This window comes from Telluria sp. ZT3P26 (assembly GCF_059686035.1).
In genome coordinates, this window is the sequence record NZ_JCASII010000003.1 from 363,926 (window position 1) to 382,394 (window position 18,469).

17 protein-coding genes are annotated in these 18,469 nt (G+C 64.8%); 10 read left to right on the forward strand and 7 right to left on the reverse strand.

Annotated elements, in window-relative coordinates; all coding sequences use genetic code 11:
• Positions 1 to 10: 10 nt before the first annotated feature.
• From AC56LN_RS12355 to AC56LN_RS12370, 4 genes are all read right to left on the reverse strand, one after another.
• Positions 11 to 748 carry an LrgB family protein gene (locus AC56LN_RS12355; protein ID WP_499572042.1) on the reverse strand — a complete coding sequence of 246 codons (738 nt, stop codon included), beginning with the start codon at positions 746 to 748 and terminating at the stop codon, positions 11 to 13.
• Complete coding sequence (locus AC56LN_RS12360; RefSeq protein ID WP_499572044.1) at positions 741 to 1,097, reverse strand: CidA/LrgA family protein; 357 nt, start codon at positions 1,095 to 1,097, stop codon at positions 741 to 743. The genes AC56LN_RS12355 and AC56LN_RS12360 overlap by 8 nt, the downstream gene beginning before the upstream one ends.
• 66 nt (positions 1,098 to 1,163) lie before the next feature.
• Positions 1,164 to 2,273 (reverse strand): 4-hydroxyphenylpyruvate dioxygenase, encoded by a 1,110-nt coding sequence (gene hppD / locus AC56LN_RS12365; protein ID WP_499572045.1) that lies wholly within the window; start codon positions 2,271 to 2,273, stop codon positions 1,164 to 1,166.
• Between the two features lie 34 nt (positions 2,274 to 2,307).
• Complete coding sequence (locus tag AC56LN_RS12370) at positions 2,308 to 3,213, reverse strand: LysR family transcriptional regulator (protein ID WP_482898825.1); 906 nt, start codon at positions 3,211 to 3,213, stop codon at positions 2,308 to 2,310.
• Positions 3,214 to 3,387: 174 nt separating this feature from the next.
• On the opposite strand from AC56LN_RS12370, the gene hmgA reads away from it, so the two are divergent.
• Positions 3,388 to 4,683 carry a homogentisate 1,2-dioxygenase gene (hmgA, locus tag AC56LN_RS12375; RefSeq protein ID WP_499572047.1) on the forward strand — a complete coding sequence of 432 codons (1,296 nt, stop codon included), beginning with the start codon at positions 3,388 to 3,390 and terminating at the stop codon, positions 4,681 to 4,683.
• 17 nt (positions 4,684 to 4,700) lie between these two features.
• On the opposite strand, the gene AC56LN_RS12380 is transcribed toward hmgA, so the two are convergent.
• Positions 4,701 to 4,937 carry a hypothetical protein gene (locus AC56LN_RS12380; RefSeq protein ID WP_499572049.1) on the reverse strand — a complete coding sequence of 79 codons (237 nt, stop codon included), beginning with the start codon at positions 4,935 to 4,937 and terminating at the stop codon, positions 4,701 to 4,703.
• A 114-nt stretch (positions 4,938 to 5,051) separates the two neighbouring features.
• Between AC56LN_RS12380 and AC56LN_RS12385 the strand changes: the two genes are divergently transcribed.
• Positions 5,052 to 6,455, forward strand: a complete 1,404-nt coding sequence (locus tag AC56LN_RS12385) for an aminotransferase-like domain-containing protein (RefSeq protein ID WP_499572491.1) — start codon at positions 5,052 to 5,054, stop codon at positions 6,453 to 6,455.
• Here the strand turns inward: AC56LN_RS12385 and AC56LN_RS12390 are convergent.
• Complete coding sequence (locus tag AC56LN_RS12390) at positions 6,452 to 8,143, reverse strand: methyl-accepting chemotaxis protein (protein WP_499572051.1); 1,692 nt, start codon at positions 8,141 to 8,143, stop codon at positions 6,452 to 6,454. The two genes, AC56LN_RS12385 and AC56LN_RS12390, sit on opposite strands and share 4 nt — an antisense overlap.
• 337 nt (positions 8,144 to 8,480) lie before the next feature.
• Between AC56LN_RS12390 and AC56LN_RS12395 the strand changes: the two genes are divergently transcribed.
• The 5 genes from AC56LN_RS12395 (at position 8,481) to AC56LN_RS12415 (ending at position 13,895) form a co-directional block, all read left to right on the forward strand.
• Positions 8,481 to 9,806, forward strand: a complete 1,326-nt coding sequence (locus AC56LN_RS12395; protein WP_499572053.1) for a hemolysin family protein — start codon at positions 8,481 to 8,483, stop codon at positions 9,804 to 9,806.
• Positions 9,807 to 9,825: 19 nt separating this feature from the next.
• Positions 9,826 to 10,644 carry a TlpA family protein disulfide reductase gene (locus AC56LN_RS12400; protein ID WP_499572055.1) on the forward strand — a complete coding sequence of 273 codons (819 nt, stop codon included), beginning with the start codon at positions 9,826 to 9,828 and terminating at the stop codon, positions 10,642 to 10,644.
• 43 nt (positions 10,645 to 10,687) lie between these two features.
• Positions 10,688 to 11,389, forward strand: a complete 702-nt coding sequence (locus tag AC56LN_RS12405; protein WP_499572057.1) for an MBL fold metallo-hydrolase — start codon at positions 10,688 to 10,690, stop codon at positions 11,387 to 11,389.
• A gap of 322 nt (positions 11,390 to 11,711) precedes the next feature.
• The gene (locus tag AC56LN_RS12410) at positions 11,712 to 13,070 is read left to right on the forward strand and encodes an amino acid permease (protein WP_499572058.1); all 1,359 of its coding nucleotides are present in this window, start codon (positions 11,712 to 11,714) and stop codon (positions 13,068 to 13,070) included.
• 165 nt (positions 13,071 to 13,235) lie between these two features.
• Entirely contained in the window at positions 13,236 to 13,895 is a 660-nt protein-coding gene (locus AC56LN_RS12415; RefSeq protein WP_499572060.1) for an OmpW family outer membrane protein, read from the forward strand.
• A gap of 144 nt (positions 13,896 to 14,039) precedes the next feature.
• Here the strand turns inward: AC56LN_RS12415 and AC56LN_RS12420 are convergent, their stop codons facing one another.
• Positions 14,040 to 14,597 (reverse strand): DinB family protein, encoded by a 558-nt coding sequence (locus tag AC56LN_RS12420; protein WP_499572062.1) that lies wholly within the window; start codon positions 14,595 to 14,597, stop codon positions 14,040 to 14,042.
• 241 nt (positions 14,598 to 14,838) lie between these two features.
• On the opposite strand from AC56LN_RS12420, the gene AC56LN_RS12425 reads away from it, so the two are divergent.
• The 3 genes from AC56LN_RS12425 to AC56LN_RS12435 are packed head-to-tail and all read left to right on the forward strand — an operon-like array spanning position 14,839 to position 18,466.
• The gene (locus tag AC56LN_RS12425) at positions 14,839 to 16,071 is read left to right on the forward strand and encodes a 3-methyl-2-oxobutanoate dehydrogenase (2-methylpropanoyl-transferring) subunit alpha (protein ID WP_332532000.1); all 1,233 of its coding nucleotides are present in this window, start codon (positions 14,839 to 14,841) and stop codon (positions 16,069 to 16,071) included.
• A 2-nt stretch (positions 16,072 to 16,073) separates the two neighbouring features.
• Positions 16,074 to 17,120 carry an alpha-ketoacid dehydrogenase subunit beta gene (locus AC56LN_RS12430; RefSeq protein WP_229424618.1) on the forward strand — a complete coding sequence of 349 codons (1,047 nt, stop codon included), beginning with the start codon at positions 16,074 to 16,076 and terminating at the stop codon, positions 17,118 to 17,120.
• Between the two features lie 2 nt (positions 17,121 to 17,122).
• Entirely contained in the window at positions 17,123 to 18,466 is a 1,344-nt protein-coding gene (locus tag AC56LN_RS12435; RefSeq protein ID WP_499572063.1) for a dihydrolipoamide acetyltransferase family protein, read from the forward strand.
• Positions 18,467 to 18,469 lie beyond the last annotated feature (3 nt).

The window sequence follows — 18,469 nt, forward strand, 5'->3', positions numbered from 1 at the left end:
AGCGCAGACTTTACGCCATCCAGCGCGTCACGAGCGGCACCAGCCAGGGAGCAAGCAGCGCCGTCAGCGCGCCATTCAACCCCATCGCGAGTCCCGCAAACGCCCCCATCTCGGGGCTGAGCTGGAACGCGCGCGCCGTGCCGATCCCGTGCGCGGCCAGGCCCATGGCGAACCCGCGCGCCGCGTCCGGGCGCACGCGCAGAAGCTGGAACAACCAGGTCGAGAAGATGGCGCCAAAGATGCCGGTGCCAATCACCAGCGCGGCGGTCAGCGAAGGCAGGCCGCCCAGCCGCTCGGCCACGGCCATGGCGATCGGCGACGTGACCGATTTGGGCGCGAGCGTGGCGATCAGTGCGGGCGTTGCGCCCAGCAACTGCGCCACTACGACCACCGACACGATCGCCGTCACGCAGCCGGCCAGCAGCGCCGCTGTCAGGGGCAGCCAGTGCTGGCGCAGGCGCGGCAGCTGGCGCACCAGCGGGACGGCCAGCGCCACGGTCGCCGGGCCGAGCAGGAAGTGCACGAACTGCGCGCCGGCGAAATACCGTTCATAGGACATGCCGGACAGGCTCAGGATGCCCACCACGATGGCAATCGCGATCGCGACCGGGTTGGCGATCGGCGCGCCCTTGCACCAGGCGCCGATGCGCTGCGCGGCCAGATAGGCGCACAGCGTCATGGTCAAACCAAGCAACGGCGAGGCCGCCAGGTAAACCCAGAACTGGTGCAGGCCGGCGAAATCAGGCATCGCGGTCTTTCGCAGTCCCGCCCTTCATGCCGCGCAGCAGCAGGCCGGTGACGGCCAGCGCCAGCAGCGTGCTCACGACAACCGATGCGACAATCGCCAGCCAGTGACCGCTGCCGCTGCTTGCGGCCACGACGATGCCCACGCCGGCCGGCACGAACAGCAGCGACAGATGCGCCAGCAGCGCATTGGCGGCCTGCTCGACCAGCAACTGCAATTTTGGGAACATGATCAGCGCCGCCACGAGCAGCAGCATGCCGGCAACGGGGCCGGGCAGCGGCAGGCGCAATACGAAGACGACGCCCTCCCCCAGGCATTGGAACAACAACAGGACTGCGAACGCCGCCAGCATGCTTTCTCCTTGATGCAAGACGGCGGCCAGGGGCCGCCGCAAACACGCAGGATAACAAATTACTGGTCAGGCAGCGGTGGTTGCCTCGCTGGCGGCGCCAAGGGCCCCGCGCTTGACCTGGTCGCGCTCGATCGATTCGAACAGCGCCTTGAAGTTGCCTTCGCCGAAACCGTCGTCACCCTTGCGCTGGATGAATTCGAAAAACACCGGGCCCAGTTGCGCCACGCCGAAGATCTGCACCAGCAGGCGCGCCTTGCCGTCCGTGACCGTGCCGTCGAGCAGCAGGCCGCGCATCTTGAGCTGCTCGGCATCTTCGCCATGGCCCGGGATGCGTTCGTCGAGCATTTCGTAATACGTCTCGGGTGGCGCCGTCATCAACGGCACGCCAGCGGCGCGCAGGCTGTCGACCGTGGCGATCAGGTCTTCGCTCAAGAGCGCGATGTGCTGGATGCCTTCGCCGTTGAACTGCATCAGGAATTCCTCGATCTGGCCGCCGCCCGCCTTGCCTTCTTCGTTCAGCGGGATGCGGATCATGCCGTCCGGCGCCGTCATCGCCTTCGAGGTCAGGCCCGTGTACTCGCCCTTGATGTCGAAGTAGCGGATTTCACGGAAGTTGAACAGCTTCTCGTAGAAGCCGGCCCAGTACGACATGCGGCCGCGGTACACATTGTGCGTCAGGTGGTCGATGATCTTCAGGCCGTGGCCTTCCGGATTGCGCGGCACGCCCTCGATGAAGCGGAAGTCGATGTCATAGATCGATTTGCCGGTCGTGTCGCCTTCGTCAAAGCGGTCGATCAGGTACAGCGGCGCGCCGCCGATGCCGCGGATCGCCGGCAGGCGCAGCTCCATCGGGCCGGTCGGGATCTCGACCGCCTGGGCGCCCAGTTCCAGCGCCCTGGCATAGGCCTTGTGCGCATCGCGCACACGGAACGCCATGCCGCAGGCCGACGGGCCATGCTCGGCCGAGAAATAGGCCGCGTAGCTTTTCGGCTCGTTGTTGATGATGAAGTTGATCCCGCCCTGGCGATACAGCGTGACGTCCTTCGAGCGGTGCACGGCCACCTTGGTAAAGCCCAGCGCCTCGAACACGGGTTCGAGCACGCCCGGGGTTGGCGAAGCGAACTCGACGAACTCGAAGCCCATCAGGCCCATGGGATTGTCAAACAGGTCTGCCATTGTCTCTTCCTTGTATACGGTCTTGCGTTGACGGTCATTCCGCGAACACGTCGGCCAGCAAACCGCGCAACCACACATTGCCCGGATCCTGGTTGAAGCGGCGGTGCCAAAAAATATTCGTTTGCAGCGGCGGCAGATCCAGTGGCGGCGTTGCCCATTCGAGTGCGAACGGCAGGCCGGCCCGTTCGGCCAGTTTTTGCGGCACCGTCACCACCAGGTCGCTCGAACTGACGATGTACGGCACCGCCGTAAAGTGCGGCACCCGAAAGCGCGTCGCCGGCGCAATCCCGGCCCGGGCCAGCACTGCGTTGACGCGGTCGTACGGGCTGTCGGCCGCGTCCACCAGCAAATGCTCGGCCGCCGCGAAGCGCGCCAGCGTCAATTCGCCCTTGCCCAGCGGATGCCCCTTGCGGAACATCGTCACGAACGGCTGGCGAAACAGGTGCCGCTGGTACAGCGCATCGGATACATCCTCGAACGGGCCCACAGCCAGGTCGACCCGCCCGCCTTCCATTTCTTCCTTCAGCGTCGCCGCGCCCACGCGCACCGAACTGAGTTCCACGTGCGGCGCCAGCTGCCGGCAGCGCTCGATCAGCGTCGGCATGAAGTACACCTCGCCCACATCGGTCATCGCCAGCACGAAGCGGCGGCTGCTCGTGGCCGGCTCGAACCGGCTGCGCTGGTTCAGCGCCAGCGCCACCTGCGCCATCGCCGCCCCGATCGGTTCGGCCATCTGCGTCGCCAGCGGCGTCGGCTGCATCCCGCTCGCGGTCCGCACGAACAGCTCGTCGCCAAAGGCGCGTCGCAGCCGCGCCAGCGCATTGCTCACCGCCGACTGGCTCAGGCCAAGACGGCGGGCGGCGCTGGAAATCTGGCGCTCCCGATAGACTTCCTGGAACACGGACAGCAAATTCAGGTCGATGGTGCGCGGTTCGATCATGGTGTTTGGTGGTGCTGGCGCATTGTCCACGGGTGGTGGTGGTAGAAGCCAGCAGTATTCATGGAATCAATAGTCTACATTTTTCTATTCATCTCGTAAAACTGACGGGATTATTCTAGAGTGCTGCCATCGACCCGCAATCGCACGCCCAACACCTGTTCCAGGAGACACAGCATGACCCACCCGTCCGGTTACTCGTCCGGCTTCGGCAACGAATTCGCCACCGAAGCGCTGCCCGGCGCCCTGCCGCAGCACCGCAATTCGCCGCAGCAAGTGGCGTACGGACTGTATGCCGAGCAGATTTCCGGCACCGCGTTCACCGCCCCGCGCAGCCATAACCGGCGCTCGTGGCTGTACCGGATCCGGCCGGCGGCCGTGCATGGCAGCTTCGTGCCGCTGGACGCGCCGCGCCTGGTCAGCCGCTTCGACAATGCCGCGCCGCCAAATCAGTTGCGCTGGAGTCCGCTGCCGATGCCGACAGTGCCGACCGACTTCATCGATGGCTGGGTGACGATGGCAGGCAATGGCTCGGCCGAGGCGATGACGGGCTGCGCCGTGCACCTGTATGCGGCCAACCGCTCGATGGACGGCCGCTATTTCTACAATGCGGACGCCGAACTGCTGATCGTGCCGCAACTGGGGCGCCTGCGCATTGCCACCGAACTGGGCGTGCTGGACGTCGAGCCGCAGGAAATCGCCGTGATCCCGCGCGGTGTGCGTTTTCAGGTGATGTTGCCCGATGGCGAAGCGCGCGGCTACCTGTGCGAGAACTTCGGCGCGCTGCTGCAACTGCCCGACATGGGCCCGATCGGCTCGAACGGGCTGGCCAATCCGCGCGACTTCCTGACGCCGGTGGCGCACTACGAGGATCTCGAAGGCGATTTCGAGCTGGTCACCAAGTTCGGCGGGCGGCTCTGGCGCGCGCCGATCGGCCACTCGCCGCTGGACGTGGTCGCGTGGCACGGCAACTATGCGCCGTACAAATACGACCTGCGTCATTTCAATGCCATCGGGTCGATCAGCTACGACCATCCCGATCCGTCGATCTTCCTCGTGCTGCAAGCGCCATCGGACACGCCCGGCGTCGACACGCTCGACTTCGTGATCTTCCCGCCACGCTGGCTGGTGGCCGAAGACACGTTCCGCCCGCCCTGGTTCCACCGCAATGTGGCCAGCGAGTTCATGGGATTGATTCACGGCGCCTACGATGCCAAGGCCGACGGCTTCGTGCCGGGTGGCTCGAGCGTGCACAACTGCATGAGCGGGCACGGGCCGGACGCCGCAACCTTCGACAAGGCCAGCAGCGCCGACACGCGCCAGCCGCACAAGGTGAGCGACACGATGGCGTTCATGTTCGAGACCCGCAATGTGCTGGTGCCCACCGCGCAGGCGCTGGCGTCACCGCAATTGCAGGGGGATTATCAGCAGTGCTGGGCCGGCATCACCAAGCGCTTTCGCAGCACGCCTTGACGAGGCCCCGCCTGTCGTCAGGGGATGGTCCAGTCCAGGCCGAGCTTGCGCACCAGTAACAGCGTCAGGTAGCCGAGCACCGCGAGCAGAACCACGAAGATGAGGACGACCTTGGCCACGCCGATCACCAGCGTGCGCCGGTCCATGCCATTCTTTTTCTTGCCCTGATCGTAATGCCACTTGATGGCGAAAAACATGCCCGTGCCGAGCACGAGCGCTTTGAAGGTAAAGAAGACGATCGGGAACCATTCCATTGTTGTGCATATTTCCAGGCTGTTGCCGCACACGGTCGATGAAGTAACGACAGCGCCGGCGGGGAGAGTTTTCAAGCATACTACTTGAAAGCAATTTCCATACATCGAGACAAAATGTCCCAGGCAAGGCCCGTGCCCGACCCGCAGGTTCCCGTCTGGCTGCCGCATTTGACCACGAATGGCGGTCCCCGTTTTTTGCAGATTGCGGATGCGTTGCAAGCGGCCATCGTGGCCGGATCGCTGGCGCCGGGTGACCGCCTGCCGCCGCAGCGCCACTTGGCAGTACAACTGGACATCGACCTGACCACCGTCACGCGCGCCTACGATGAAGCCCGGCGCCGCAACCTGCTGGAGGGGCGCGGCGCGCGCGGCACGTACGTGGCCGCTCCGAAAGTCGGCTTCGCCGCGGTGATCGACCTGAGCATGAACACGCCCCCACCGCCTGCCGGCGTGGACGTCGACGACATGCTGAAACAGGGCTTGTCCCAGGTGCTGCTGAGTGCCGACAATCAACTGTTGATGGCCTATCATCTGGGCGGGGGCAGCGATGCTGACCGCCAGGCTGGCGCCACCTGGCTCGAACCGATGTGCGGACGACTGGATCCCGCGCACATCGTGGTCTGTCCGGGTGCGCAGGCAGCGATCGCCGCCGCCATCCTTGCACACACAGCGCCAGGCGACACGGTATTGGCTGAACCGATGGGTTACCCCGGTTTGCGCGACGCCGTGACCCATCTGGGCCGACGCCTTGTGGCTGTGGAGGCCGACGAACATGGGATGGTCCCCGAGCGGCTCGAGCAAGCCTGCCGCCGCGACAAGCCCGGGCTTATCTACCTCAATCCCACCTTGCAGAACCCGACTGCGGTCACGATGCCCCCGAGCCGGCGCCAGGCGCTTGCCGGCATCGCGCAGCGCTGCGACGTGCGCATTCTCGAGGACGATCCCTACTGGCTGCTGGCGGACGCCCCGCCGCCGCCGATCGCGACACTTGCCCCAGACCACGTGCTGTACGTCTCGACCTTGTCGAAATGCCTGGCCCCCGGTTTGCGTGTCGCGTTCGTGGTCCTGCCCGACCCGGACCAGCGCGCCCGCTTCCTGGCGGCGCTGCGATCATTCGCCTTGCTGGCCACGCCACTATCGGTCGCGCTGGCCACCCAGTGGATCGTCGACGGGTCAGCCGCCAGATTGATGCAGGGCATACGCGACGAAGCGCGCCTGCGCCAGCGGATGGCGCGCTCTGCCCTGGCCGGGCAGTACAGCGGCCCTGGCGAGGGCCTGCATGGTTGGCTGACCTTGCCCGCCTGCTGGAACGCGGCGCAGTTGGCAGCCGCCGCGGCGAGCGAAGGCATCGTGGTGACGCCGGCGGATGCCTTCGCGGCAGGGAGCCAGTCCGTCAATGCGATCCGGCTCTCGCTGGGCAACATCAAGGACCGTCAACAGTTGCAGGCCGGGCTGCAACGGCTGTCGGCGCTGATCGCCCGGCGGCCCGCTTCGTTCAGCGCCGGGCTGACTCGCTAGAACTGTTCCCAGGCGAGCTCCGTCGTTGATGCCGGTGCGCGCCTGGTGGCCTGTGCGCGAGTCGTCGACACGACCGCGTTTGCAACCGGCTTGCGGGGGCGATCCGGTACGCGCGGTGCAGCGTTTGGGGCATCCGTGTCTGCGAGCTGGAAGATGCTGACCACCCGGGCCAGTTGCGCAGCCTGCTCCTGCAGTGAGGTGCTGGCAGCTGCCGCCTGCTCGACCAGCGCGGCGTTCTGTTGCGTGACCGCGTCCATTTCGGTGATCGCCTGGTTGATCTGCTCGATGCCGGCATCCTGCTCCCGGCCGGCAGCGGCAATATCGCCCATGATCGTGGTGACGCGCTCGATGCTGCCGACCACTTGCGTCATGGTTGCGCCCGCCTTGGAGACAAGCTCGTTGCCGACATTGACTTTGTCCAGCGAGTCGCTGATCAGGATTTTGATTTCCCTGGCCGCTGCAGCCGAACGTTGGGCCAGGTTACGCACTTCCGAGGCCACCACGGCAAATCCGCGCCCCTGTTCGCCCGCGCGCGCCGCTTCCACGGCCGCATTCAATGCCAGGATATTGGTCTGGAAGGCGATGCCGTCGATGACGCCGATGATATCGACGATCTTGTTTGACGTAGAGCTGATCACGCCCATCGTCGTGACGACTTCGGCAACCACCGCACCACCCTCGCGGGCAATCTCCGACGCCGACCGTGCCAGAGCATTTGCCTGATGCACATTCTCGCTGTTCTGTTTGACGGTCGAATTCAGCTCTTCCATCGATGATGCGGTTTCCTCCAGCGCGCTGGCCTGCTGCTCCGTCCGCGCAGACAAGTCGTTGTTTCCGACCGAAATTTCCTTGCTGGCCGTGGCAATCTCGTTGGCGCCAGAACGTACCTGACCGACGATGTCCAGCAGATTCGCAGTCATGTTCTTCAACGCCGTCAGCAGCGTCCCGATTTCATCGGTACCAGTCTGGTCGATTCGTTGACGCAGGTCGCCGCTGGCCACTGCCTGGGCCAGCGTGAGCGCGCGGTTGACAGGCACGGTGATCGAGCGAATTGTCAGCACGGCGACGATCGTCGCGGCAATCAGGGCGCCGATGGTGAGCGCAACGGCGATCCAGACTGCCGATTGCGCATCGGCCCGCACCTTTGCCCCTTCACTTTCCATCAGCGACGCCTGGAAACTCGACATGGCGTCCAGCGCGGCCGAAAACTCTGCCTGTGGTGACGTGACCTCCTTCAGCAAATACGCACCCGCCTCGGCGGTTTTCCCTTCTCGCAGCAATGCCATCGTCGCTGTGCGTGGCACACCATATTTCCCACGAGCCTGGTTCAGCGATTCGAACAGGGCTTCGCCCTTCGGCGTATTGATCATGCTTTTCAGTTTGGTCATGAATCCGTCGGTCCTGTGCACGGACCCGGCGATCCTGTCGAGGAGCGCCGCGATCTGCGCTTTTTCGTCCGCGCCGAGAATGATCGCATTGCGCAAGTCGCGCGCCTGGACATTGATCTCGGTTTCGATGGATTGGGTCAGCACGACCTTGACGTAGCGGTCTTCCAGGATGAAGCCGATGGCCTGATTCGACGCGTTGATGCGCGTAATCGTCACCGCGGCCAGGATGATCAGGAAGACCATCAGCAGGCCAAATCCCATCCCCAGGCGCGTGGCCAGTTTCCAGTTAGTCAGTCTCACAATGTTCCTTCCAGATGAATTGAGCGATCGTCCGACGGGATCGGGCGTGCAGGAGGCCGGGAAGTTGATGCTAATTTCCCCTAAGAATCAAATTTAATCTCCGTATTTGTTTTAATCAATTGTTTTGAAACGTTATTCGTTTTAATTAATTATTTGTCGTTTTTTCTTTTTATTTGATTGTCAACGTGCGGATGACAGGCCTGAGACACGGCGTGGAGCGATGCGCAGGCCAAGCGGTATTCCACGCTTTTGTCATTTATGCCATGATTCGTCCGTACGCCATGGTGGCGTACCCGGCCACGGCCCGGTATGCCCGGCCATAGGCCTTCTGCTTGTCATGTCAGATATATTGATCATCCTCGTTCTGATCCTCCTGAACGGGGTGTTCGCGATGAGCGAACTCGCTCTCGTTTCCGCAAAACGCATGCGCCTCGAACGGCGCGCACAAGAAGGCAGTCGCGGTGCCCGCAGTGCCATCGCACTGGCCGACAACCCGAGTCACTTCCTGTCAACCGTCCAGGTCGGCATCACGCTGATCGGCATCTTCACCGGTGCCTTCGGTGAAGCCTCGCTCGTCACGCGCCTGCAGCCGCAGATCGAAATGGTGGGCTTCCTGGCGCCGTACGCCTACGAAATCGCACTGTTCATCGTGGTGCTGGCGATTACCTTCGTCTCGATCGTGCTGGGCGAACTGGTCCCGAAACGCATCGCGATGCGCCATCCCGAGACGATGGCGACCCTGATCGCCCCGCCGCTGTCGGCGCTGTCGCTGATCATGTCGCCGTTCGTCAAGGTGCTGTCGCTGACGACCGAAGCGATCGTGCGCCTGTTTGGCATCCATGACGCCAAAGAGGAAGCGCCGACCGAAGAAGACATCGCCGGCATGTTCAAGGAAGGCACCGATGCCGGCCTGTTCGAAAAGACCGAGTACGACATCGTCTCGCGCGCGCTGCGCCTGGACGACCGGCACCTGAAAGCGCTGATGACGCCGCGCGTCGACCTGATCATGATCGACCTGGACGCCGAACGCCGCGACACGCTCGAACTGATCGCCTGCCACACCTACAGCCGCTTCCCGGTCTACCGTGGCGACCGGGCCCAGATCCTCGGTTTCGTGAAGGTGCGTGACCTGCTGGCCCAGTCGGTGCGCCACGGCTCGCTCGAGGCGGTCAATATCGAGCATGCCGTGCAGGACGTCCTGTTCGTGCCCGAGACCGTCGGCGCGATGGTGCTGCTCGAACTGTTCAAGAAAAACCGGGCCGAGCTGGCGCTGATCGTCGACGAATACGGCGACATCCAGGGTATGGTCACGCTGTCGGACGTCATGAGCGCGCTGGTGGGCGACGTCACCGTCAACGGCGAAGAATCCGATCCGGACGCCGTGCAGCGCCAGGATGGCAGCTGGCTGCTCGATGGCGGCGTGGATCTGGACCGCTTCCGTGACGTCTTCAACACCACCGAGCGCTTCCCGGACGAAGAACTGGGCGCGTACCACACGCTGGCCGGCTTCGTGCTGTACCAGTTCGGGTATATCCCGAAAGCGTCCGAGTCGTTCGACTGGAACGGCTATCGCATCGAAGTGGTCGACATGGACGGCAACCGGATCGACAAGCTGCTGATCGAACAGCTCGCGCTGCCAGAGCCGCTGCCGGCCGAAGAATGAGCCGGGCGCGCCAGAGCTGATGGACGCCATCCGGCTGGGGCCGTTGTACATCCCGATCGCCGTCGCCCTGTCACTGGCGGCGGTGCTGGCCGCCACGCTCGTCGCAGAATGGTTCCGACGCCGGCGCGGCATCGATCCGGGCGGCGCACTGTGGCGCATGATCGTGGCCGGTTTTTTGTCGGCCCGCCTCGCGTTCGTGCTGAAGCACCATGCGATCTACCTGGCCGCACCCTGGAGCGTGTTCGATATCCGGGACGGTGGCTTCGCATCGGTGGCCGGCCTGATTGCGGCCTGCGTGGTCGGGGCCGAGCTGACGCGCCGCCAGGCAGCGCTGCGGCGGCCCGTGCTGGCCTGCATGCTGGCCGGCTGCTCCGTCTGGTTTGGCGGCACCCTGCTGAACCAGGCACTGACGCCCGCCCACACCCCGCTGCCGGACGTGATGGTGCGCCAGCTCGATGGCCGCGAGGTCGCGCTGCGCAGCTTTGCCAATCGCCCCGTCGTGCTGAACCTGTGGGCCACCTGGTGTCCGCCGTGCCGGCGCGAAATGCCGGCCCTGATGGCGGCGCAGGCAGCCCACCCGGAGATCGCGTTCGTGCTGGTCAACCAGGGCGAGTCGGCCGCCACCGTGGCCGCGTACATCGCGCGCGAGCGCCTGCCGGTGCCAGCGCAGTTGACCATGATCGTGCTGGACCCGGGCAGCCAGGTCGCGGCGCGTCTTGGCGCAGCCGGCATGCCGACGACGCTGTTCTACGATGCGGCAGGCCGCCTGCGCACGCGCCATGTGGGTGAACTCTCACCCGCGACACTGGCCGACAAGCTGGCCGCCATCCGGCCCTGATCCACGTTTGTGGTACAACATGGGCGCTACCGAGGAACCCATCATGCAACTGAACCCGATCCAGCTGTTCGACGCCGAGTCGTCCACCTTCACCTATATCCTGGCCGCGCCCGGCGCCATCGACGCGGCGATCATCGACCCGGTCGACCGCCATTTCGAACGCGACCTTGCGCACCTCGAACGCCTGGGTCTGCGCCTGACGCACGTGTTCGAAACGCACGCGCACGCCGATCACGTTACGTCCGCCGGACGCCTGCGTGCCCACACGGGCGCGAAGGCGTGCGCGCCGGGCGGCTGTGGCATCGCGCCAGCGGAAATCCAGCTGCTGGACGGCGACCGGATCGGCTTCGCTGAGGGTGAAGAGATTGCCGTGATCCACACGCCGGGCCACACGGCCGGCAGCATGTGCTACCTGTGGCGCGGCAACCTGTTCAGCGGCGACACGCTGCTGATCGGCGGCTGCGGCCGCACCGACTTCCAGGGCGGCAGCGCGGGCGACCTGTACGACAGCGTCACCGGCAAGCTGTTCACGCTCGACGGGGCCACGCGCGTCTGGCCTGGCCACGACTACAAGGGCCAGTCGGTCTCGACCATTGGCTGGGAGCGCGTGCACAATGCCCGCCTCGCCGGACGCGCACGCCCCGATTTCATCGCGCTGATGGCGGCGCTCGACCTGCCGCGTCCCGGCCTGATGGATGTCGCGGTACCGGCCAACCGCAACCTGGGGCTGGCGCACGGCGTGTGATTTCAGCAGGCAAAAAAAAGGCGCGGCCGAAGCCGCGCCTGTCGAACCGTCACCCAATGCGTGACGGTTCTTGCTTTGGTGCTTAGTAACGCCAGGTCTTCTTTTGGGCAACCGGACGCTTCATGACCTTGGTCTGAAACTGTTTCCACAGCAGGCCCGCCAGGGCCATCATGATCATCTTGCGCATGCTTGTCTCCAGTGAGTGTGGGCGAATTGCCATCACCGCCAGCATAGCGTGACAAGCAAAACCGTGGCGCGAGTTTGCCGCGTCCCGCCAATGCAGTAGAATCCCTGTCTTTATAGCAAGATCAAGACACCGACGATGGACGACGGGCACCACCAACTCAAGCGCGGTCTCAAGAACCGCCACATCCAGCTGATCGCCCTGGGCGGCGCCATCGGCACCGGCCTGTTCCTCGGCATCGCCTCGACCATCCAGATGGCCGGCCCCTCGGTGCTGCTCGGGTATGCGATTGCCGGCGCGGTCGCCTTCCTGATCATGCGCCAGCTGGGCGAGATGATCGTCGACGAACCGGTGGCCGGCTCGTTCAGCCACTTCGCCGACAAGTATTGCGGGCGCTGGGCCGGCTTTGTCTCGGGCTGGAATTACTGGGTCATGTACATCCTTGTCAGCCTCGCCGAACTGACGGCGCTGGGGATCTATATGCAGTACTGGTTTCCGGAACTGCCAACGTGGGTGTCGGCGCTCGGTTTCTTCGTGCTGGTTAACCTGCTCAGCCTGTTGAACGTGAAGGCCTTCGGCGAGCTGGAATTCTGGTTTGCCGTCATCAAGGTGGCGGCCGTGGTCGGCATGATCGTGTTCGGCCTGTACCTGTTGATCGGTGGCGGCGCCGGCCCCGAGGCGGGCGTGTCCAACCTGTGGCGCCATGGCGGCTTCTTCCCGAATGGCGTCGCTGGCCTGGCCATGGCCATGGCGGTGATCATGTTTTCGTTCGGCGGGTTGGAACTGATCGGCATCACGGCCGCCGAAGCGGACGACCCGTCGCGCACGATCCCGCGCGCCACCAATAACGCGCTGTACCGCATCCTGATCTTCTACATCGGCGCGCTGGCCGTGCTGCTGATGCTGTTCCCGTGGCAGAAAGTCGTCACCGGCGGCAGCCCGTTCGTGCTGATCTTCGCCGCGCTCGACAACGGCTGGGTCGCCAACGTCCTGAACCTGGTCGTGCTGACCGCCGCGCTGTCGGTCTACAACGGCTGCGTGTATGCCAACAGCCGCATGCTGTTCGGCCTGGCCGCGCAGGGCAATGCACCGCGCGCGCTGATGCGCACCAATGCACGGGGCGTGCCGCTCAATGCGCTGGCCGTGTCGGCCATCGCCACCGGCTCGGCGATCCTGATCAATTACTTCCTGCCGGACGAAGCGCTCGGCATGGTGATGAGCCTGGCTGTCGCCGCGCTCGTGATCAACTGGGCGATGATTTCGTGGAGCCACCTGCGCTTCCGGCGCAGCAAGGACCAGGCGGGCCAGGCGACACTGTTCCGCAGTCCGTGGTTCCCGCTATCGAATTACGTGTGCCTGGCGTTCGTCGCCATCCTGCTCGTGATCATGGCGATCACGCCGGGACTGCGCATTTCGGTGATCCTGATCCCGATCTGGCTGGCGCTGCTGGGCCTGGGGTTCTGGCTGCGCGAGCGGCGCGCCGCGCTGACGGGATAAACCCTAACTTCGCTGTGCGCGCGAGTGCGCGGTATGCCCGCTTGCGTGCGCACAGGACGCCCTCCCGATGACCCGGTGTGTGGCGAAACTGGTATTTACAGCACGCGAAAAAGCTGTAAAGTGATTGGCTGTTCTGTTCCGTAGTTCCATCCCCGGAGGACTGCCATGAACCAGCCTTTCAAGTTGCGCTACGTCAGTTTTGTCACCGCAGTCCTGTTGCTGGCGCCGTTGGCGGCAGTCGCCCAGGACGAAGCAGCCTTCTACGCCAGCGCTTACGGGGGCGTCCCCGCAGCGCCATCGACAAGCTTTTCCGAGTTCCGTCCTACCGGTCCCGGTGTGGGAGGCACGGCCAAATTTGGTGGCGGTCTTGGTTTTGGCGCCGCCGTGGGTCGTCGCTTCGGCAACGGGTGGGCCGTCGAGCTGGCTTTGGACGAGCGCGGCAATTATCTCAGGCGCGTCGGTGGTGTCGAAGTCGATGGCAACATCTTTTCGGAACTGGTTCTCTTGAACGCGTACTACCGCTTCCCCGCCCGCGGCGCGTTACGTCCGTTCATCGGCGCGGGTCTTGGCTACGTGATCGGGCTGGATATCGACGTTGACCGAAACGGGTCGGAGCAGGAGTATTCACGCGAGGGCGGCGTGGCGGTACAAGCGATCGTGGGCGTCGAGTATAGCGTGTCACCCCGCTGGCGCCTGAGCGACGATGCGCGTTGGAGCAACGTCGACACCGGCACTTTCAAGGCATCCAATGCCGGCAATATGCTGATCGGCAAGCCGAAATATCGACCAGCCTCGCTCAATTTCGGCGTCACTTATCTGTTCTAAGCGGCCCGAGGCACGTTCATCTGCCTTTCAGCGGCCTGCTTTGCTCGATGAATTTGCTGCATCGCATTGAAGCACCACCGTCCCGCTTCAGCAGGTTGGCTCTGCCGGGCCTGGGGTTCTGGCTGCGCGAGCGGCGCGCCAGCGTCACGCTGGCGGCTGGTCCCCGATAAGCACCAGCAGGTCGGTCACGCCGATGTCGGCGCCGGCCTGCGTCAGCAAGGTGCTGGCCTGGCCACGGTGATGGGTCTGGTGGTTGAACAAGTGCAGCAGCAAGCTGCCGAACGGCTTGCAGAACGAGGCGCCACGCGTGTTGCGGTAAACCAGCACGTGGGCCAGATCGGCTTCCGTTACCTCGGCCGCCAGTGCCATGATGATCCCGTCGATCCGCTCGCGCTGCACGCGCAGCAGCGCCAGGCTGTCCCCGTACGACTGACGCAAGTCACTGGGGATCGCCGCGCCACGTAGCGTCTCGAGCGCGCGAAAGTCGCTCGCATGGCCAGCAAAGCGTGACAGCCAGATGCTGTCGCCTGCGACCAGATGGTTCAACGTTCCCAGCAATGATCCAAAGAAGGCGCCACGGTCGGCAGTGACTGCCTCATGCGGCAAGGTCGCGGCCGCGTCGTACAGCTGGCGGTTCATCGTCACGTTGTAGCGTCCCAGCAGAAGGATGTCGTCGCAGGTCGGCATGATGCCTCCGGTCATGGGGAAAGCTCGATTCTCTCACCCGCGCGTCTAGCGTCCGAAAATTAAATTGCTGCATCGCGTAGCCCTCACTGCCTGAGCGCAAACACAGCATGCCGCTCCACGAGCCCGCCGTTTCGTCTGCGAGCGCCGCTCCCGTATGGTGCATAGCAATATGAAAATAACTTGCCGCAGTTGACGTAAACGTCAATCAGCACGTTATGATCTTCATGCTGCACAACACCTCACAAGGGAAGCACATATGAGCCAGAGCAATCCTCTGTCGCTGCACGTACCGGAGCCTACCGGCCGTCCGGGCTGCAAGACCGATTTTACGTACCTCCAGTTGACCCCTGCCGGCGCTGTCCGGCGCCCGCCCATCGACGTCGCCCCGCTCGAGACGAGCGACATGGCCCAGCAACTCATCCGCGTTCTCGACGAGCATGGCAACGCCGTCGGCCCGTGGGCCGAAGCGCCCGACCGCGACCTGCTGCGCTTTGGCCTGCGCACGATGATGAAGACCCGTATTTTTGACGCGCGCATGGTTATCGCCCAGCGCCAGAAAAAAATGTCGTTCTACATGATCAGCCTCGGCGAAGAAGCGATCGGTACCGCGCACGCGCTCGCGCTGCAGGACGGCGACATGAATTTCCCGACCTACCGCCAGCAAAGCCTGTTGATGGCGCGCGAAGTGCCGCTGGTCGACATGATCTGCCAGCTGCTGTCGAACGAGCGTGATCCCCTCAAGGGGCGCCAGTTGCCGGTGATGTACTCGGTGCGCAGCGCCGGCTTCTTCACGATCTCGGGCAACCTTGCCACCCAGTACCCGCAGGCGGTCGGCTGGGCCATGGCCTCGGCCATCAAGGGCGACACCAAGATCGCGTCGGCCTGGATCGGCGACGGCGCCACCGCCGAATCCGACTTCTCCACCGCCCTCACCTTTGCCCACGTGTACCGCGCGCCGGTGATCCTCAACGTGGTCAACAACCAGTGGGCGATCTCGAGCTTCCAGGCGATTGCCGGTGGCGAGAGCGTGACCTTCGCCACGCGCGGCGTGGGCAGCGGCATCGCGTCGCTGCGCGTCGATGGCAACGATTTCCTGGCCGTGCTGGCCGCCTCGCGCTGGGCCGCCGAACGCGCGCGCAGCAATCTGGGCCCGACGCTGATCGAATGGGTGACCTACCGCGCCGGCCCGCACTCGACGTCGGACGATCCGGCGCGCTACCGCCCGGCCGACGATTACGCCCGCTTCCCGCTGGGCGATCCGATTGCCCGCCTGCGCCAGTACCTGACCAATCTGGGCTGGTGGTCGGACGAAGAGCACGACGCGACGCACACGGCGCTCGAAGCCGAGATCCTGGCCGCGCAAAAAGAAGCCGAGAGTTTCGGCATCCTGGGCGACGAGCGCGCACCGAGCGCCGCGACGATGTTCGAGGACGTTTATAAAGACATGCCGGAGCATCTGCGCCGTCAGCGTCAACAGCTGGGGGTATGAGCATGGCACGCGACGATTTACCAAAAGATGCGGCCACCGTGCCGATGACCATGATCCAGGCGCTGCGCTCGGCCATGGACGTGATGATGGAACGCGACGACAACGTCGTCGTCTACGGCCAGGACGTCGGCTACTTCGGCGGCGTGTTCCGTGTGACTGACGGGTTGCAGGCGAAGTACGGCAAATCGCGCGCATTCGACGCGCCGATTTCCGAAGGCGGCATCGTCGGCACCGCGGTCGGCATGGCCGCGTACGGGCTGCGCCCCGTGGTCGAGATCCAGTTTGCCGATTATTTCTACCCGGCGACCGACCAGATCGTGTCCGAGGCGGCGCGCCTGCGCTACCGCTCGGCCGGCGAATTCACGGCCTCGATGGTGATCCGCATGCCTTGCGGCGGCGGCATCTACGGTGGCCAGACCCACAGCCAGAGCCCGGAAGCGTTCTTCACCCACGTGTGCGGCCTGCGCACCGTGATGCCATCGAACCCGTACGACGCCAAGGGCCTGCTGATCGCGTCGATCGAGAACGACGATCCGGTGATCTTCCTGGAACCGAAGCGCCTGTACAACGGCCCGTTCGACGGCCACCACGACCGGCCTGTCGTGCCATGGTCGGGTCACCCGAAAGGCGACGTCCCGACCGGCTACTACACGGTGGAGCTGGACAAGGCGGCCATCGTCCGTCCCGGCAACGACGTCACCGTCATCGCCTACGGCACCATGGTCTGGGTCGCTGAAGCGGCCGCCCGTGAATCGGGCGTCGATGCCGAGGTGATCGACCTGCGCAGCATCTGGCCGCTCGACCTGGACACGCTCGTCAAGTCGGTCCAAAAGACGGGCCGCTGCGTGATCGTGCACGAGGCCACGCAGACAAGCGGCTTTGGCGCCGAACTGGCTGCGCTCATTCAGGAACACTGTTTCTACCAGCTGGAAGCGCCGATCGGGCGCGTGGCCGGCTGGGACACCCCGTATCCGCATGCGCAGGAATGGGCTTACTTTCCAGGGCCCGACCGCGTCGGCGCGGCCCTGAAACGCGTGATGGAGGGTTGATCATGGGGATTCATGTCATCAAGATGCCGGACCTGGGCGAAGGCATCGCCGAAGTGGAAGTCGTCGCCTGGCACGTGCAACCGGGCGACACGGTGCGCGAAGACCAGGTGCTGGCCGACGTCATGACCGACAAGGCGACGGTGGAAATTCCGTCGCCCGTCGCCGGGACAATCACGAGCCTGGGCGGCGCAATCGGCCAGTCGCTGGCCGTGGGCGCGGAACTGATCCGCCTCGAGGTCGCTGGCGCCGGTAACGTCAGCGCCGACAAGGCGCGCAAGGAGCCAGTGCAATCGGGCGCGGCCACGGCGCCGGCCGAAGAAGTCGCTGAACCACAGCTCGAGGCCGTGGCGGCGCATGCCGCAGAAACATCAGCACCGGCCCCTGCGCCGGCCAAACCGGCACCTGCTCCGGCAGCCAGGCCAGCACCAGCGCGGGCCACGTCCGGCGCGCTACTGCGCGCCGACGGCGAAAAACCGCTGGCCCCGCCGGCCGTGCGGCAGCGCGCCTGGGACCTGGGCGTCGAGCTGCAGTTCGTGCCCGGCAGCGGGCCTGCGGGCCGCATCACGCACGCCGATCTGGATGCGCACGTGGCCGGGCGCCGCGGCGGCGCGGCGGGTGGCGCGATGGACGAGCGCTACGCCGAGCAACACGGCGAACATGCGACGCAGATCATTGGCCTGCGGCGCAAGATCGCCGAGAAGATGCAGGAAGCCAAGCGCAACATCCCGCACTTCACCTACGTCGAAGAAGTCGACGTGACCGAACTCGAAGCGCTGCGCCTGCAACTCAATGCACGCTATGGCCAGGAGCGCGGCAAGCTGACGCTGCTGCCGCTCTTGATGCGCGCCGTGGTGCTGGCGCTGCGCAGCTACCCGATGATGAGCGCGCGCTACGACGACGAAGCCAACACCCTGACGACCTACGACGCAGCCCATATCGGCATCGCGGCGCAGACCGAATCGGGCCTGATGGTGCCGGTCGTGCGGCATGCCGAATCGCGCGATCCATGGTCGAGCGCGGCCGAAATTGCACGCCTGGCCGAAGCCGCCCGCAGCGGCAAGGCCACGCGCGACGAACTGACCGGCTCGACGATCACGATCACGAGCCTGGGCGCGCTGGGCGGCATCGTCACGACGCCCGTCATCAACCGGCCCGAGGTCGCGATCGTCGGCGTCAACCGCATCGTCGACCGCCCCGTCATCCGTGACGGCGCGATGGTCGCGCGCAAGATGATGAACCTGTCGTCATCGTTCGACCACCGCGTCATCGATGGCATGGTGGCCGCCCAGTTCGTGCAGTCGATCCGGGGTTACCTCGAGTTTCCTGCAACCCTGTTCGTGGAGTAAGCG

Coding starts and splice junctions, on each gene's coding strand:
- AC56LN_RS12370 (WP_482898825.1), bottom strand. CDS start 3,213: ATGATCGAACCGCGCACCATCGACCTGAATTTGCTGTCCGTGTTCCAG.
- AC56LN_RS12380 (WP_499572049.1), bottom strand. CDS start 4,937: ATGGAATGGTTCCCGATCGTCTTCTTTACCTTCAAAGCGCTCGTGCTC.
- hmgA (WP_499572047.1), top strand. CDS start 3,388: ATGACCCACCCGTCCGGTTACTCGTCCGGCTTCGGCAACGAATTCGCC.
- AC56LN_RS12405 (WP_499572057.1), top strand. CDS start 10,688: ATGCAACTGAACCCGATCCAGCTGTTCGACGCCGAGTCGTCCACCTTC.
- AC56LN_RS12355 (WP_499572042.1), bottom strand. CDS start 748: ATGCCTGATTTCGCCGGCCTGCACCAGTTCTGGGTTTACCTGGCGGCC.
- AC56LN_RS12415 (WP_499572060.1), top strand. CDS start 13,236: ATGAACCAGCCTTTCAAGTTGCGCTACGTCAGTTTTGTCACCGCAGTC.
- AC56LN_RS12410 (WP_499572058.1), top strand. CDS start 11,712: ATGGACGACGGGCACCACCAACTCAAGCGCGGTCTCAAGAACCGCCAC.
- AC56LN_RS12425 (WP_332532000.1), top strand. CDS start 14,839: ATGAGCCAGAGCAATCCTCTGTCGCTGCACGTACCGGAGCCTACCGGC.
- AC56LN_RS12430 (WP_229424618.1), top strand. CDS start 16,074: ATGGCACGCGACGATTTACCAAAAGATGCGGCCACCGTGCCGATGACC.
- AC56LN_RS12400 (WP_499572055.1), top strand. CDS start 9,826: ATGGACGCCATCCGGCTGGGGCCGTTGTACATCCCGATCGCCGTCGCC.
- AC56LN_RS12435 (WP_499572063.1), top strand. CDS start 17,123: ATGGGGATTCATGTCATCAAGATGCCGGACCTGGGCGAAGGCATCGCC.
- AC56LN_RS12360 (WP_499572044.1), bottom strand. CDS start 1,097: ATGCTGGCGGCGTTCGCAGTCCTGTTGTTGTTCCAATGCCTGGGGGAG.
- hppD (WP_499572045.1), bottom strand. CDS start 2,273: ATGGCAGACCTGTTTGACAATCCCATGGGCCTGATGGGCTTCGAGTTC.
- AC56LN_RS12385 (WP_499572491.1), top strand. CDS start 5,052: ATGTCCCAGGCAAGGCCCGTGCCCGACCCGCAGGTTCCCGTCTGGCTG.
- AC56LN_RS12420 (WP_499572062.1), bottom strand. CDS start 14,597: ATGACCGGAGGCATCATGCCGACCTGCGACGACATCCTTCTGCTGGGA.
- AC56LN_RS12395 (WP_499572053.1), top strand. CDS start 8,481: ATGTCAGATATATTGATCATCCTCGTTCTGATCCTCCTGAACGGGGTG.